This window comes from Pedobacter hartonius (assembly GCF_900107535.1).
Lineage (GTDB): Bacteria > Bacteroidota > Bacteroidia > Sphingobacteriales > Sphingobacteriaceae > Pedobacter > Pedobacter hartonius.
The window spans coordinates 205,919-221,450 of the sequence record NZ_FNRA01000001.1; the positions used below are offsets into that span (position 1 = coordinate 205,919).

13 protein-coding genes are annotated in these 15,532 nt (G+C 42.5%); 6 read left to right on the forward strand and 7 right to left on the reverse strand.

Features of this window, described 5'->3' with window-relative positions:
* Positions 1 to 259: 259 nt before the first annotated feature.
* Together BLW16_RS00945 and BLW16_RS00950 are read right to left on the reverse strand one after the other, a co-directional pair.
* Positions 260 to 1,045 (reverse strand): hypothetical protein, encoded by a 786-nt coding sequence (locus tag BLW16_RS00945; protein WP_090554294.1) that lies wholly within the window; start codon positions 1,043 to 1,045, stop codon positions 260 to 262.
* A gap of 603 nt (positions 1,046 to 1,648) precedes the next feature.
* The gene (locus BLW16_RS00950; RefSeq protein ID WP_175470450.1) at positions 1,649 to 2,023 is read right to left on the reverse strand and encodes a DUF3826 domain-containing protein; all 375 of its coding nucleotides are present in this window, start codon (positions 2,021 to 2,023) and stop codon (positions 1,649 to 1,651) included.
* A gap of 165 nt (positions 2,024 to 2,188) precedes the next feature.
* Here BLW16_RS00950 and BLW16_RS00955 point away from each other — a divergent pair, with 165 nt between their 5' ends.
* Positions 2,189 to 3,058, forward strand: a complete 870-nt coding sequence (locus BLW16_RS00955; protein WP_090554297.1) for an AraC family transcriptional regulator — start codon at positions 2,189 to 2,191, stop codon at positions 3,056 to 3,058.
* A gap of 35 nt (positions 3,059 to 3,093) precedes the next feature.
* Here the strand turns inward: BLW16_RS00955 and BLW16_RS00960 are convergent, their stop codons facing one another.
* The 4 genes from BLW16_RS00960 to BLW16_RS00975 form a co-directional block, all read right to left on the reverse strand.
* Positions 3,094 to 4,014, reverse strand: a complete 921-nt coding sequence (locus BLW16_RS00960) for a dihydrodipicolinate synthase family protein (protein WP_090554298.1) — start codon at positions 4,012 to 4,014, stop codon at positions 3,094 to 3,096.
* A gap of 35 nt (positions 4,015 to 4,049) precedes the next feature.
* On the reverse strand, positions 4,050 to 5,612 hold the full coding sequence (locus tag BLW16_RS00965; RefSeq protein ID WP_090554300.1) for a sodium:solute symporter family protein: 1,563 nt from the start codon (positions 5,610 to 5,612) through the stop codon (positions 4,050 to 4,052).
* 169 nt (positions 5,613 to 5,781) lie between these two features.
* Positions 5,782 to 6,954, reverse strand: coding sequence for a mannonate dehydratase (gene uxuA / locus BLW16_RS00970; protein ID WP_245735095.1), 1,173 nt, complete (start codon positions 6,952 to 6,954; stop codon positions 5,782 to 5,784).
* Between the two features lie 37 nt (positions 6,955 to 6,991).
* Entirely contained in the window at positions 6,992 to 7,522 is a 531-nt protein-coding gene (locus tag BLW16_RS00975; RefSeq protein ID WP_139298233.1) for a DUF6702 family protein, read from the reverse strand.
* A gap of 95 nt (positions 7,523 to 7,617) precedes the next feature.
* Between BLW16_RS00975 and BLW16_RS00980 the strand changes: the two genes are divergently transcribed.
* The 5 genes from BLW16_RS00980 (at position 7,618) to pgl (ending at position 14,869) form a co-directional block, all read left to right on the forward strand.
* A complete protein-coding gene (locus BLW16_RS00980; protein WP_090554303.1) occupies positions 7,618 to 9,978 on the forward strand; it encodes a M1 family metallopeptidase in 2,361 nt (786 codons plus the stop codon).
* Between the two features lie 457 nt (positions 9,979 to 10,435).
* Positions 10,436 to 11,212 carry an ROK family protein gene (locus BLW16_RS00985; protein ID WP_090554304.1) on the forward strand — a complete coding sequence of 259 codons (777 nt, stop codon included), beginning with the start codon at positions 10,436 to 10,438 and terminating at the stop codon, positions 11,210 to 11,212.
* A complete protein-coding gene (gene gndA / locus BLW16_RS00990) occupies positions 11,202 to 12,617 on the forward strand; it encodes an NADP-dependent phosphogluconate dehydrogenase (protein ID WP_090554306.1) in 1,416 nt (471 codons plus the stop codon). The genes BLW16_RS00985 and gndA overlap by 11 nt, the downstream gene beginning before the upstream one ends.
* Positions 12,618 to 12,627: 10 nt before the next feature.
* Complete coding sequence (gene zwf / locus BLW16_RS00995) at positions 12,628 to 14,142, forward strand: glucose-6-phosphate dehydrogenase (RefSeq protein WP_090555167.1); 1,515 nt, start codon at positions 12,628 to 12,630, stop codon at positions 14,140 to 14,142.
* A gap of 1 nt (position 14,143) precedes the next feature.
* Positions 14,144 to 14,869: a 6-phosphogluconolactonase gene (gene pgl, locus BLW16_RS01000; RefSeq protein WP_090554307.1), complete on the forward strand. Its 726-nt coding sequence runs from the start codon at positions 14,144 to 14,146 to the stop codon at positions 14,867 to 14,869.
* A gap of 162 nt (positions 14,870 to 15,031) precedes the next feature.
* Here pgl and BLW16_RS01005 read toward each other — a convergent pair whose 3' ends face one another.
* Positions 15,032 to 15,457, reverse strand: coding sequence for an ORF6N domain-containing protein (locus tag BLW16_RS01005; RefSeq protein WP_245735096.1), 426 nt, complete (start codon positions 15,455 to 15,457; stop codon positions 15,032 to 15,034).
* Positions 15,458 to 15,532: the final 75 nt, after the last annotated feature.

Consider the following 15,532-nt stretch of genomic DNA (forward strand, 5'->3'; position numbering starts at 1 on the left):
TACCGGTAGCTAAAACTTATGATATAAAGGTATGTCGGGATTCAATAGATGCACCCATTTTCGGGCACCATGTCCCCTAGAGTCTTCATTTGTCCGCCGCCTTCCTTTATTTTCCGCAATAATAGTTACTTTTTTAGGGCTGATTTTCACCAAAATTTTCAGTCAAAATTAAATTCTGAAGAAACTTAGAACGCAAAAAGGCCGGATTTTGAGTAATCCGGCCAATGGGTTAAAAATACTTTGGAGATAAAACTGGAATCTATTCAAACTTTGTCATCTTCGTCCAAATGATGTGACCATCGTCTTTGTAAGCACCCGGTGAGATCAGTGCAGCGCAAATACATCCGGGATTGAATTTCTTACTATTGATACTTTTCCATCCTGTTTTTTCAGCTGTTAAATAATTCAGGAATACACTAACCACACAAAGGCAACCATCAGGAACAGCAAAAATAAATTCATCAGGGTCAACCTCTTTCATATTCTTCGTGATCAAAAAGCTTTGTGTATCCGGAAACGCTTTCATTAGGCCATCCCTTAATCTGAAGAGGGAAACATTAAAGCTGATCTCACATTTATAACTCCGGTTCGGAAATTTCAGATGTTGTAAGATCACTAACTTCGGAAGCATTATAGTTAATATGCCGTCTCTTAAAACTACAGTAGGAGCTTTACTAAGCAGGTTAGTTGCTTCAGAATTTGCATTGAATTCGAAATCATCCAGTCTGGAAAAACTATTTGTTTCAAATTGATAAAGCCTGGATTTCGGGTTTCTGCAAGTCCCTAAGATTTCTGCCATTTTTCCATTCAACCGGCTGATCATCCCAATATCATAGAAACCAGAGAGTTGACCTGCCAGTGTTTTCCTGATGCTGGCACCAAGGGATGATCCCATTCCAAATGTATCAGCAGATCTTTTTGTATCTGTAGTCTGTTTAATTGTTCCAGGGGCAGTTTTAGTTGAAATGATTTGTTTTCCGTTTACGACTCTGTATACCAGCGGACCTAGTACGCCTGATATAAATTTACCATTTTGTCTTGCCATTTGTCTTTTATTTAAGTGTAAACAAATGTACAACAGATAGTTGTGAAATTAAACAAATGTAAGATGCATGTCCATTAGAGTCCTCTTTTTTCCTCTTATGTACATTATTGTCCGCTAAAAAAGGATATTTTTTTCCACTATTAAAAATAGGATTATACATAAAATACTTATGTTAGGAGTTGGCCTTGCTTTACCTGACTCCATGTTCCGTCCAACTTCCCTACAGGATGAGACCATTGTTTCGAACTAGTTAAAAATGGTGGTCTCATCCTGCAGGGAAACTGGATCCAAAGTGGACTCAGGTAAAACATAGTTATACAAGCTCCGGTCTACTATCAGAAATATTTATGGTTATAACCATTAAATAAACTTTAAAATTCCTCTAGATTAATCGCTTTAGCACGTTCTTCTGATTTTTGATAAAAAATATATATTGATAGTAGAAATAAATATATACGAATCGCAATAGATATCAAACATAAATCTCTAAACAACAATATATTACATTATTATGTTCCTATCCTGTTGATCAAAAATGATTCACAATTTAGACCGATTCCATATGATAAAATTATCAAAACTTTATTTTAGCAGATGCCGTATCTAGGTGACGGGCAGCACTCCATAGGTAAGCCCGTCTTTTATTTGCAATACCTGGCCGGGGTTAAGATATACTGAAAGTATATTGATAAAAGGCTGATGCAGCTTGTTTACAGCAGAATCCGCAAATGCCGGACTCAGTTTGGAACTATCCCTCGCCTGGTAGATATCGTTAAGTTCAGCGTAGCGATCTGCAACCAGGCCACTCACTTTATGCGCCACAGCACTATCAGGAAGATTCAGCTTTTGTACAATCTTCCAGGCTCTCCCATCAATCATTTTATGGTAGGCTGCAGTTTCGGCAGCGGTTTGTGCCATGGCGGAAAATGATACCGCATATATGCTGATCATCAGCAAAAAGATTCTTATTTGGTTCATAACAGATGGTAACATGATATACTTCAACACAAATATGTTCAATACTTTCACATCATTGTTACCAATTATTATCAACTTTTTATATCATGTTACCATCGCTTTTTGTATTATTGCGAAGCTTAACACGCGAAAAACCAAATATAATTCCAGAAACACGAACAGGATATGAAACCACTTTTTCATAAAGTCCCGATCAATATTCAAAGCTCCTTCAGGATAAAACATAATATTGAACCTAATTTCGGCAAAATATGGCATTACCACCCGGAACTTGAACTTCATTACGTAGTTCGCGGGGAAGGGGTACGATTTATCGGAGATAACATCAGCAACTTTTCGTCAGGAGAGATTATTCTCCTCGGGGAAAACCTGCCGCATACTTTCAGGTGCAGCGATGAATATTACCAGCAGTCAAATGAACTGGAAGTAGAAGCCATAGTGATGCAGTTTCTGCCCGATTGCCTGGGCAGGGAGCTATTCAATCTTCCTGAAGCTTACCTGATCCCGAAATTGTTTGAAAAAGCAAAAAAGGGTATGGTGATCAACGGCAAAACCAGAGAAAAGCTTGCATCACTGATGAAGGAGGCTACCGTAGCTTCACAAATGGAGAAACTGATCCTCTTTTTATCCATCCTGAACCTGCTTGCTGAAACGGATGAATATAAGCCAATCACCTCAGCCTACGCCTTTTACCGCTCAAATGAGTCTGACACGATCCGCCTGAATAAGATTTACTCTTACACACTGACCAACTATAAGAAAGAGATCAGTCTGGAGGAAATCTCCTCGATCAGCCACCTGAGTATCACCTCCTTCTGCCGCTATTTTAAACTCATGACCAAGAAAACGTATTACGATTTTCTGATCGAAATACGGATCAGCCATGCATGCCGCCTGCTGGTGGAAGATAAGATCCCTACCGAAGTGATCTGCTTTGACTGCGGCTTTAACAATGTATCCAATTTTTACCGCCACTTTAAAAAGATCGCTGGAATGACACCGATGGACTATAAAAGAAAATACCTGCTGAACTGATCGCCTGACAGGTGAATAGGGATTTGATCAGCAGATCAGATCCCTATCCGCTGCTGTAACCTGTTATAGTCGGCATAGAGCCGTTCAATACCCTTCACATTGTCGGATGAAAAATGGCCTACCTGCCGACGGGTAAATGTGGAGATGTCCAGGCCTTGTTTCTGCAGGGCATATTTTGCCGCATAAGGATAAACATCATGCATCACATCCATATTCAGGATCAGAAAATCCTGCAATGCATTGAGTTCTTCAGTCAGCCCGGGGTTATTATAGTTGTCACAGAGCCAAACAATCAGCTCCGGAAAAAAATTCCCCTGGATACAGGACAAGCCCGCAGAGCCCGCCCGCAAAGAGGAAAGGGCATGTACCATATAGGCATCATACAGACCAAAGCCGGGGCGGTCTGTCACAGCGAGTTTGGCTTTTACCTGGTTAATATCCAAACTGGTATCTTTATGGTAAATCACCCTTCCGGTAGCCACATAACGCCCCAACTGCTCAGCAGTTAATACTTTTTTAAACGGAACAGGGCATTCATAAAAACCTACCGGTATGGATGGTGTGAGCCGAAGCAATTCTGCCACCTTTTCATCAAACATCTCATCTAAATCCGTTTCTCCGGTAATGAGGCTCGTAATCAGGATTACTGCCTCGATACCGGTGTCATACATCCTTTTAACAAATTCTGCCTGCTCAGCAATTGGCCCTCCAAAGGTTCCCGTAGCGACAACGGGCACTGTCCCATCTGCAATTTTCACAACTTTAGCTGTGAGGGCAATTCTCTCTTCATTGGTCAGTTCAAACATTTCACTGGACAGGCAATTGGCAAACAGGCCTTTCACTCCGGCCTTAAGGTAGTATGCAGTAAGTAGTTCCAATGCTTTATAGTCTATTTTACCGTCCTCACTAAAGGGCGTCAGCATCACAGGAATAAAACCTTTTTCTGATCTTTCCATCGTATTATATATCTATTTTATTGGGTTAAATAAAACTATTCAACAGGTCCAGCCCTCCGCAGGCTGGTCAGAAGTAAACCCGACAAAAATATCGTCAGTGTGCCGATCACTACAATCATATTGCTATGCAGCATATTTCTTAAAAAGGAATAATCTTCGGGCAGCGCGACAGAGAAAGTCATCCATAGGATCACAAGCACCCCGATAATTGTGGCAGTAAGTGCTTCTGCATTCTGCGTCCTCCTGCTGATCATGCCCAGCAGGAACAAGCCCAGCATGCCACCGGAGAAAATACCGGACAACTGCCACCATATATCGAGAATACTTTTAATCCCGATCATCAGGATTCCCGTTGTCATTCCCATAATGCCAAAAATCGCTGTGGTGATATATAATAACTTCATCAGCTGCTTTTCATTCATTGAGGGGTTGATATATCTTTTGTAGATATCAATAGAAAATACCGTAGCAGAAGAATTCATACCCGAGCTGATGGTACTCATCGCAGCAGACATGATCGCTGAAATAATCAGCCCCACCAGACCGGTAGGAATTTCAGTTACCATAAAATAAGGCATCATCTTATCCCCGTAATCCGCCGGCACCAGGGCATTCATCGTTGCTTTAACCGTAGCGGCAGTGGAATGCAGCGGCAGCCGCTCTATGGCAGCCTGGTGTTTTACACTCTCAATCAGATCCGGGTTTACCTGGTAATAGGCATATAATGAAGATCCGATAATAAAAAACAACAGTGATATCGGTACATAACAAACCACACAGATCCAGAGCGAGCGCGAGGCCTGCCGGGAATTTGTTGCGGTATGGTAACGCTGCACATAATTCTGATCGATACCAAAATTGTTCAGGTTAATAAAGAACCCATAGAAGAGCACGACCCAAAAAGTTGATTCCTTCAGGTTCGGCGACAGGCTTCCCAAACTAAATTTATGGTCTGCCGTTCCGATCTCCAGGATCCTGGAAGCCCCGCCCGGAATATTTTTTACGATGATATAAAGGATCAGAAAGGCACCCAGTGTTTTGATCACCGCCTGTACCACCTCCGTCCAGATCACCGCCTCGATCCCTCCAAGCACAGTATAGATAATAATGCAGGTACCTACAATGATCATGATAGATTGCATGCTGTAACCGGTAAGTGCCTGCAGGCTCAGGGCGATGCCAAAGAATATAGAGCCCATCCTCGCCAGCTGTGTCAGCAAAAAACAGGCAACAGCATAGGTTCTTGCCCAGGAGCCAAACCGTTTCTCGAGATGTGTGTAGGCAGAAACCTCGCCGGTCCTCCGGTAAAAAGGAACGAAGTATTTTGAGGCAATCCAGGCTGCCAGAGGCATGGCTAAACTGAACACAAAGTTATTCCAGTTTGTGCCAAAGGCCTTCCCCGGAACACCGAGAAAGGTATTACTGCTTAAAAATGTAGCATAGATAGACAGCCCGATAGCCCAGCCCGGAATAGAGCCCGCAGCCCTGGTAAACTGATCAGAGCTCCTGTTCTTCCTGGAAAAATAAAATCCCACCAGGATCATACTGATTAAATAAATTGCAATAACTGCCAGATTTAATACCGGTAAACTCTTCATATATGCAATTTAAGCAATGCATTGCAAATCTATCCGGCTGAAGACAGCTTTCCTTATATCATTTTCTCCTCATTATGTATGATTTTGCCTATCAGCACCTGATTTCCTGAAAGCCGGGCTTAGATAAATACGCTTATCAGGCCGGGCGGCAGGATAAGCGCATTCAGCATTAGTTATTCATCGTCCTCAAAATAGCAAGTTCCAGTCCACGCAGTTCCGCGAGGCCTTTGAGCCTGCCGATACCTGAATATCCCGGATTGACCTTCTTCTTCAGGTCATCCAGCATCCTGTGCCCGTGATCTGGACGCATAGGGATACTGATGTTTCTTTCCTGCTGTATTTCTGTAAGTTTTTGTACCACAGCAAACATATCCACGTCACCTTCAAGGTGATTGTCTTCAAAGAAATCACCAAATTCGTTCCTTTTGGTACTGCGCAAATGTACAAAATTGACCCTGTCCCCGAATTGTTCGAGGATAGCCACCAGATCATTATCGGATCTTACCCCTAAAGATCCTGTGCAATAGCAGAGGCCGTTGGACATGGAGGGTACTGTGCTGAAAAGCTTTTCCAGTTGTCCGGACGTACTGATGATCCTGGGAAGGCCAAATATTGCATACGGCGGATCATCCGGGTGGATCACCATCTTAATTCCGTTTGCTTCGGCTATAGGCATAATCTCAGACAAAAATGTAGTCAGGTTGGTAAACAACTTTTCTTCATCAATTCCGTCATAGGCAACCAGTGCGTTCAGAAACTCCGTCAACCCGAAACTTTCTTCGCTTCCCGGCAAACCGGCAATAATATTGCGTTCTATTTTTAGTTTTTCCTCATCCGAAAGACCATTAAAATACTGTTCACCACGTTCAAGTTCCGCTGCTGTATAGTCATTTCCGGCACCTGCCCTTTGAAGGATGAAAACATCAAATGCTACAAGCGCTGCCTTATTGAAAAGCAGGGCTTCGGCGCCATTGGGCAATTTATGGTCAAGATGTGTTCTTGTCCAGTCCAGAACAGGCATAAAGTTATACGTTACGATGGTGATAGCGCAGCTGGCCAGGTTGGCAAGGGATACCTTATAGTTTTCTATGTATTGCTCATAATTCCCTTTTCTTACTTTAATGTCCTCATGTACAGGCAGGCTTTCTACCACCGACCAGGCCAGACCTGCATCGCTGATCAGTTTCTGGTGTTTTTTGATCTCTTCAACGGTCCAGATTTTGCCATTGGGGATATGGTGTAATGCAGAAACAACACCGCTGCATCCGGCTTGTAAAATATCAGATAAAGTAACGGGATCATTGGGGCCATACCAGCGCATGGTTTGTACTAATTTGTTCATACAGCTCTATAATAAATTTCAGATCGGAATTTAAGGATTAAAAAGAAGATAGCAACTTGTTTTCAGGATAAGTTAGTTTAGAACTCTTTCTGTTTCCGTTGAAAGTCACGTGAAAGATATTGATCTGGTCGTCAAAAAGATCATACAGCAAAGTACACGTGGTTTCCATTCTGCGAAGACCGCTGACCTTGGCCGATTCCAGGTAGACCACTATGGCCTCCTTGTCATTTTCATACCCCATGTAATACAGCCGGAGGGGTTTTCCGTTCGCTGCCAGCTGCAGGTGTGATACCATATATTTGTTAACCAGTGCATCCATTTCCTGATGTTTTGCAGCTGAGGAAAGATCTGGTTTTACTTTATATTTTTTACCCAGCAGGTCTTCAAAATCATCTGTAAAGATCCGGCAGCTCACTTCTACCGTATTGGTTTTAGGGTTACAGTTCAGTTCTGTTGAGCTGAGGTGTAAAGGATGCCTGTTTTTCTTTGCGCTGATGATACCCACCGGTTTTACACCAGTGAAAATTAAGCAACAAATCAATAGAGATTGGTGTAACAATAATGTCATAACATAATTTTATTTTTTTCATACAAAAAAACGTTTTAAATTTAGACTTCCAACAAAAAATTATACTTAAAACAAAAAAATATCAAAAAGATCAAATGACTAAAGCTCTCTTTATATTACTGCTGCTTAGCCCTTCTTTGCAGTTTTCCTACGCCCAAAATGTACAGAATAATCCCGGTAGCAACCACGGGAATAAGTTCGAACAACTGGGAACAACGCTCTCTACTCCGAACGAACAACGCACCGCAAGCGGGGCTCCCGGTGTAAAGTACTGGCAGCAACGTGCCGATTATGACATCAAATGTAGCCTGGACGAACAGAAACTACAGCTGACAGGTGCCGAAAAGATTACGTATTTTAACAATTCGCCAGATGCGCTTACCTATATCTGGCTGCAGCTGGATGAAAATCAGCACAGCAACCTCAACAACGCAAATTATCAGAGCAGCACACAGCTTCCTGAGATCGCTACTACCAAAACCATAGACCAGGCGGTGATCAGTGATACCGATAACGGCAATGGGGTTTCGATCCTTAAAATTACGGATGCATTGGGTAAAGAACTTAAGTATACGGTAAACAAGACCATGATGCGCGTGGAAATGCCGGTACTTTTAAAGTCGGGCCAGCAGTTTATTTTCAACGTGAACTGGAAATATAAAATCACAGACAGGATGTCTGAAGGAGGCCGTGGCGGCTATGAATATTTCCCTGAAGATGGCAATTACCTCTTCACGATGACACAATGGTACCCGAGATTATGCGTATACAGTGATTTCCAGGGCTGGCAGAACCACCAGTTTGCCGGCAGAGGCGAATTTGCCCTCACTTTTGGAAATTTCAAAGTACAAATGACCGTTCCTGCAGATCATGTGGTAGGCGGAACAGGGGAATGCATCAACTACAGCGCAGTGCTCTCCCCTGCTGAACTGGCAAAATATAACCAGGCGAAAACGGCAACAGAGCCTGTAGAGATTGTAACGCTTGACCAGGCTAAAAAAGCGGAAACAGAAAAAAGCAAGGCTACAAAAACCTGGGTATTCCAGGCAAATAACGTACGTGATTTTGCATGGACCTCGTCCAGAAAGTTCGTATGGGATGCAATGGGCCAGAAAATTGAGGGCAAAACCGTCATGTGCATGAGTTTCTATGGCAAAGAAGCCTATAACCTGTACAGAAATTACTCTACAAAAGCTGTTGCCCACACCATCAAAACCTATTCACACTTCACTATTCCCTATCCATACCCGGTAGCACAAAGCGTAGAGGCATCAAACGGTATGGAATACCCAATGATCTGCTTTAACTACGGACGTACTGAAAAAGATGGCACGTACAGTGAAAGCTCCAAAAATGGAATGCTGGGCGTAATTATTCACGAAGTGGGACACAATTTCTTTCCTATGATCGTCAATAGTGACGAACGCCAGTGGACATGGATGGACGAAGGCCTGAACTCTTTCGTTGAATACCTTACCGAAGAAATGTGGGACAATAAATTTCCTACAAAAAGAGGCGCCGCCTATTCAATAGTTGATTACATGAAGCTTCCCAAAGATCAGCTGGAACCTATTATGACCAACTCCGAAAATATTGAGCGTTTTGGTCCGAATGCATACGCCAAACCGGCCGTAGGATTGAACATCCTGAGAGAAACGATCATGGGCAGGGAGTTATTTGACTATGCCTTTAAAGAATACGCCAGAAGATGGGCATTTAAACACCCTACGCCTGCCGACTTGTTCAGAACAATGGAAGATGCCAGCGGCGAAGACCTGGACTGGTTCTGGAGAGGATGGTTCTTTAGTACAGATCCATGTGATATCTCACTGGATGCGGTAAAGTATGCAAAGGCAGATGTAGATTCTAAAGTACCTGCCTCAAAAGTAAAAATGGTAAAACTGGACGCACCACTGGTAAACGCCTTTGACGATATTACGAAAGTAAGGAACAGAGACGACAAAAATATCCAGTTCTATACAGACAAGGATAAAGCAACACAGGATTTTTACTGGAAATACGACCGCGGACTGGAGAAATACGACGATACAGAGCGCAAACAGGAAGTGAAATCCCCATATGAAACCCTGTCATCAGAAGATCAGGCTAAATATGCCAACAAGTTCTTTTATGAGCTGTCCTTCAGCAATAAAGGCGGCCTGGTAATGCCAATCATCGTAGAATTCACTTATGCCGACGGAACAAAAGCAATCGACAGGATACCCGCACAGATCTGGAGACATAATGAACAAAACGTCACCAAATTCTATGTTCAGGATAAAGAAGTAGCTTCTATTCAGCTTGATCCAATGCGTGAAACGGCCGATATAGACGAAAGCAATAATACATGGGGCGGTAAGTCTCAGCCTTCGAAATTCCAGCTGTTTAAACAGAAGAGCAATGCAGCACGCGGACAGTCTACAGGGGGCAACCCAATGCAGAACGCAAAAAAGTAATGTAAAATGCATTACCCATCTGTATAGCCATCATGCTACAGGATAAACTTTAAAAAAAGTCATTGTTGTTTTGATGCCTTCGGCTGCCCTTCAGCAGCAGTCAGCATCAAAACAACAATGACTTTTTTTCAGCGAAGCCAGACGATCTCTGGGCTTCAGGTAATCCCCGCCTATTAAACTGCGTTTAAAAAAGATAAAGACCCTATTGTAGGTCAATTGATACCTTTTTATCTGCTAAATTGATATATCCCGAAAACTCAAAAGGTTTTCTAAATGTTAATAAAGTCATACAGATATCAAATTACCCTCGATATTGCATCTCGGAAAGCCATAATTAGACTTTTCATGTATTCAAATGTACATTTGGACAAAATGAACTTGATTCGACTTTATATGGCTGAAAATTTGTTATTTTGAACCATCGAATATTTGAATCAATGCTCATAAAAAAGGAAACATGTCAAGCGTAGAAAAAAAAGAAGAAATCACTAATATCCTATCAATTGATATCGGCGGTACAAGTATTAAGGCTTGTATCTTAACAGAAAAAGGTGATTTATTCTCCGAATACACGAAACTTCCTACGCCTAAGAATTCCACTCCCGAGGCTGTTATTAAAGTCATCCATGAGCTCGTTACGCCACTGGCCCCTTACAGCAGGATAGCTATTGGTTTTCCCGGTTATGTGAAATGTGGTGTCGTAGAAACAGCGCCTAACCTGGCAAAGAACAAATGGGCGGGTTTTCCCCTTGCGCAGCACATCAGCGACCTCTTAGATAAACCTGTGCGACTCATTAACGATGCTGACCAGCAGGCCCTGGGTATTATCGGAGGCAAAGGCTTTGAAATTGTCCTCACCCTCGGAACAGGCTTCGGCACGTCACTGACTTTCGATGGCGAATTACTCCCACACCTTGAACTGGCACATCTTCCTGTGACCAAAAATAAAGACTACGACGCGTATATAGGTGATAAGGCTTTTGTGAAGGAAGGCAAAAAGGACTGGAATGAGCGCGTTCACCGCGTGATCCAGATCTACAAAACGGTATTCAACTACGACGAGCTTTATCTTGGAGGAGGTAATGCCAAACAAATCGATTTCGAATTAGATCATAACATACATATTGTCTCAAACAGGGATGGGATTAAAGGTGGTGCCAAGTTATGGGCTGCTAAAGAGAAATACCACGTTTTCACAACCTATCCAAAATTAAATTCATCAAATGGAAAGTAAATACACTTTAGGAATGATAGGCCTCGGCACCATGGGGCGCAACTTATTGTTGAATATGGCAGATAACGGCTTTGCCGTTACTGGTTACGACAAAGACCCGAACATGATCGAGAAGCTGAAGCAAGATGGTTCAAAACACAACCTTACTGCTTATTCCTCTTTAGAAGATTTCATTGCGAGCCTGGAATTACCAAGACGAATCATGTTACTGGTACCTGCGGGACCAATTGTAGACAGCGTGATCAAAGAACTTGAACCCCTGCTTGAAAAAGGTGATATGATCATTGACAGCGGAAACTCACATTTTACAGATACCAGCAGAAGAGCAATAGAACTTTCCGATATTGGTATCCACTTCTTCGGAATGGGAATATCAGGCGGAGAAGAAGGTGCACGTTTCGGCCCGAGCATTATGCCGGGTGGCGATAAAACTGCCTACAGCAATATGAAAGAAATACTTGAGGCTGTGTCAGCAAAAGTAAACGGCGACCCATGTGTGGCTTATATCGGCCCCGGAGCATCAGGGCACTTTGTGAAAATGGTTCACAATGGTATAGAATATTCGATGATGCAGTTACTGGCAGAAAGTTATGATATCATGAAAAATGCGCTGGACTACTCTAACGAGGAAATCTACAGCGTGTTTGAAAAATGGAACAACGGCCGTCTGCAATCTTTCCTTCTGGAAGTTACCAGAGATATCTTTAAGGTAAAGGACGATAAAACTAACAACTTCCTTTTGGATATGATCAAAGACGAAGCGAAGTCAAAAGGTACAGGAAAATGGACCTCGCAAGTTTCTATGGACCTGCAGTTACCTATCCCTACAATCAATGAAGCAGTAAGTACCAGGGACCTTTCAAAATATAAATCATTACGTGTTGCCCTGTCAAAAGTTTACGCGCAGGACAATACACTGGCAGAAAATAAAGAGCAGTTCATCATCGAACTGGAACAGGCACTTTATTTCTCTGTGATCACCTCTTATGCCCAGGGCCTTCACTTGTTATGGCAGGCTTCAATCTCTTATAAATACGAACTGCAGCTGCATGAGATCGCACAGATCTGGCGTGGCGGATGTATCATCAGGGCAGAATTCCTGGAAGATATTTACCAGGCTTATAAAAAACAACCAGATCTTGAACACCTGTATGCAGATGCCGGCGTTCAGGAAAAAATGAAAGAGATTCTTCCCGGAATGAGATCAGTAGTTACACATGCCCTTCAAAGCGGACTGGCTATTCCGGCATTTGCCTCTGCCCTTACTTATTTTGATTCACTCAGGACAGAAAGAATGCCTTCCAACTTAATTCAGGCGCAAAGAGACTTCTTCGGTGCACACAGATTTGAACGTACAGACGCTGAAGGAACTTTCCATGCGATCTGGAATCCTATAAATGCTTAATAATAAAAAGATGAAAACAAGTAAATGCCTCAATCCCACCATATTTGTCATCTTCGGCGGTACTGGTGATCTAAATTTGCGCAAGCTTGCGCCAGCGATTTACAATTTATATTCTGACGGATTTATGTCTAAGGAGTACGCAATTATAGGGACAGCAAGAAAGAAATTGACGGATGAGGATTTCCGCAATACGATCATGGAAGGAGTAAACTCTTTCTCGCGTTCCGGAAAAGTGAAAAAGGAAAAATGGGACGAGTTTGCAAAAAATGTATATTACAACTCGGTTGATGTATCTGCCCCTGATACCTTTGCAGTACTGAAAACCAATATTGAGAAGTTAAGAACAGACTTCGGCCCTAAAACACAAGTGATCTATTACCTGGCTGTAGCCCCTAACCTATTTCCGCTGATCGCACAGTGCCTGGCTACTTATGACCTTGTAGGAAATGAAGACAATTGCCGTATCGTTATTGAGAAACCTTTTGGTCATGACCTTGAAACAGCAAAAGAGCTGAACAAATTGCTGACAGGCATCTTCACAGAAAAACAGATCTACAGAATTGACCACTACCTGGGCAAAGAAACCGTTCAGAATATCATGGCCTTCCGTTTCGCCAACTCCTTCCTGGAGCCGCTGTGGAACCGTACCTATATTGATCACGTTCAGATCTCCGTAACAGAGCAATTGGGTGTGGGCGACCGCGGTGGCTACTACGATGGCGCAGGTGCACTCAGGGATATGATCCAGAATCATATTCTTCAGTTGCTTTGCCTGATCGGAATGGAAACACCGATCAACTTTGACGCCGATGAGATCAGAAATAAAAAAGTTGATGTACTGAAAGCGATGCGCCCTTTCTCTCCTGAAGATATCCGCCTGAGTACCGTCCGCGGACAATATTCCAAAGGCTGGGTTGAAGGTAAGGAAGTTCCCGGTTACAGAACTGAAAAAGATGTGGATCCGGAATCGAATACAGAAACTTTTGCAGCAGCTAAATTCTTTGTCGACAACTGGCGCTGGCAGGGAATTCCTTTCTATGTACGTACAGGAAAGCGCTTATTTCAGACTTCTTCACTGATCACCATACAGTTTAAAGATGTCCCTCACCAGGTATTCCCTGCAGGAGTAACAGAACACTGGCAGCAAAATAGGCTGATTATCAGCATACAACCTGAGATGAGTATCCGTTTACAGGTACAGGCGAAAAGACCCGGACTGGATATGGTACTTAACCCTGTAGATATGGTTTTCGATTACAAAGGAACATACAGTGCCCAGGCTCCTGAAGCCTATGAAACACTGCTGCTAGATGTAATGATAGCTGATCAGACTCAATTCATGCGTGCAGACCAGGTTGAAAGTGCATGGGAGCTGTTAATGCCTGTGATCAATGCGTGGGAAAGCAAAACTTCTCTGAGTTTCCCTAACTATCCTGCGGATTCATGGGGACCTGAAGATGCTGAAGCACTGATCGCAAGAGATGGTTTCCACTGGTTTACTTTACCCTTAAAAAACGAAGATTAAAATGAACTTACTGATCTATAAAACAAAAACTGAGCTGCTTAAAGACCTCGCAGAGTATATTATTACAATCGGTGAAAAGGCCATTGCCGAAAACGATTGCTTTAATTTTGTACTTACCGGTGGAAATTCGCCAAAGGAGCTGTACACCATGCTGGCCATGGATTACAGAGAGAAACTAGACTGGACTAAGGTATATTTCTTTATCGGTGATGAACGTAATGTTCCGCCGGGACATGAAAGCTATAACGGCTTAATGGCCAGGAAGTCAATTCTGGACCCCCTGAACGTTGTCGCAGATCATGTCTTTTTTGTAGATACTACGCAAGCTCCGGAGAAGGCTGCTATTGAATATGCGAAAGAGATCTCCACCCATTTTAAAGGTGCTGATCTTTCGTTTGACCTGATCCTGCTTGGTATGGGCGATGATGCGCATACAGCTTCTTTATTCCCTGGTACCGAAGTACTCGGTAATAAGGATGTAACAGTAGATTCTGTATATGTAGAGAAACTATCGACCTACAGGATCACCTTCACCGCCCCATTGATCAATAAAGCAAAAAATGTAGCATTCCTTGTTTTCGGAGAAGCTAAAGCTGAAGCAATCAAACATGTGATCGAAGATCAGACCAAGAATCCTGAGCTTTATCCTTCTCAGCTGGTCGATCCGGTTGACGGTAGCCTTACCTTCTTCCTGGATAGCGACGCTGCTAAATTGCTGGATAACTAATTTAACCGTTTTAATGGTAAAGCCCTGTTCTGATTTGAATCAGAACAGGGCTTTTATTATTCAGGCGATCCTGTTTTAAAACCAATCATAGTTCTTGGAGTATCATTCTTTTCTATGAATTTGCTTAAATAAGTAAAAAGTACATCGATTTTTTCATCCTGCTTACCCGGTCTCCTTTCTACCTGTTCCAAACAGTAAAGAAACATTTTTATGCAAAACCATCATTTCTCTAAGTTTTACGAACAGCTCAATAATGCATATACTCATTGCTATTGCCCCTTCGCTCCTCAAAACATTCGATAACATGAGTATCCCATGCTCTGTAATTGCATATGGCAATGTGCCTCCAAGCTGTTGTTTCGATGGTATCGCATTTTGCGATACCATGTTTAAAGCCTCTTCAAACGTTAATTGAAACATAAAGTTGGCCGGAAATCTATCCGGGTTACGCTTTACCTGCTCTCTTAACCGGATTGCCTTAACATCATAAAGATCTGCAAGGCCCTTATCCAGCATGACTTTCTGTTCCCTAATCAGGTATATCCTGTTTAATAAGATTTCATCCGGGATATTTCCTCTGTCTGCCATTTAAAAATTTATGGCTCCTAACTTAATTCCAATATTTGTATTGAAAAAATATACTTATTGATCAGGATAAACAAA

What these genes read in the sequence shown, in the direction of transcription:
- BLW16_RS00945 (WP_090554294.1), bottom strand. Translation starts at nt 1,045, where the DNA reads ATGGCAAGACAAAATGGTAAATTTATATCAGGCGTACTAGGTCCGCTG.
- BLW16_RS00975 (WP_139298233.1), bottom strand. Translation starts at nt 7,522, where the DNA reads ATGACATTATTGTTACACCAATCTCTATTGATTTGTTGCTTAATTTTC.
- BLW16_RS00980 (WP_090554303.1), top strand. Translation starts at nt 7,618, where the DNA reads ATGACTAAAGCTCTCTTTATATTACTGCTGCTTAGCCCTTCTTTGCAG.
- zwf (WP_090555167.1), top strand. Translation starts at nt 12,628, where the DNA reads ATGAAAACAAGTAAATGCCTCAATCCCACCATATTTGTCATCTTCGGC.
- BLW16_RS00955 (WP_090554297.1), top strand. Translation starts at nt 2,189, where the DNA reads ATGAAACCACTTTTTCATAAAGTCCCGATCAATATTCAAAGCTCCTTC.
- BLW16_RS01005 (WP_245735096.1), bottom strand. Translation starts at nt 15,457, where the DNA reads ATGGCAGACAGAGGAAATATCCCGGATGAAATCTTATTAAACAGGATA.
- pgl (WP_090554307.1), top strand. Translation starts at nt 14,144, where the DNA reads ATGAACTTACTGATCTATAAAACAAAAACTGAGCTGCTTAAAGACCTC.
- BLW16_RS00965 (WP_090554300.1), bottom strand. Translation starts at nt 5,612, where the DNA reads ATGAAGAGTTTACCGGTATTAAATCTGGCAGTTATTGCAATTTATTTA.
- uxuA (WP_245735095.1), bottom strand. Translation starts at nt 6,954, where the DNA reads ATGAACAAATTAGTACAAACCATGCGCTGGTATGGCCCCAATGATCCC.
- BLW16_RS00985 (WP_090554304.1), top strand. Translation starts at nt 10,436, where the DNA reads ATGTCAAGCGTAGAAAAAAAAGAAGAAATCACTAATATCCTATCAATT.
- gndA (WP_090554306.1), top strand. Translation starts at nt 11,202, where the DNA reads ATGGAAAGTAAATACACTTTAGGAATGATAGGCCTCGGCACCATGGGG.
- BLW16_RS00960 (WP_090554298.1), bottom strand. Translation starts at nt 4,014, where the DNA reads ATGGAAAGATCAGAAAAAGGTTTTATTCCTGTGATGCTGACGCCCTTT.
- BLW16_RS00950 (WP_175470450.1), bottom strand. Translation starts at nt 2,023, where the DNA reads ATGAACCAAATAAGAATCTTTTTGCTGATGATCAGCATATATGCGGTA.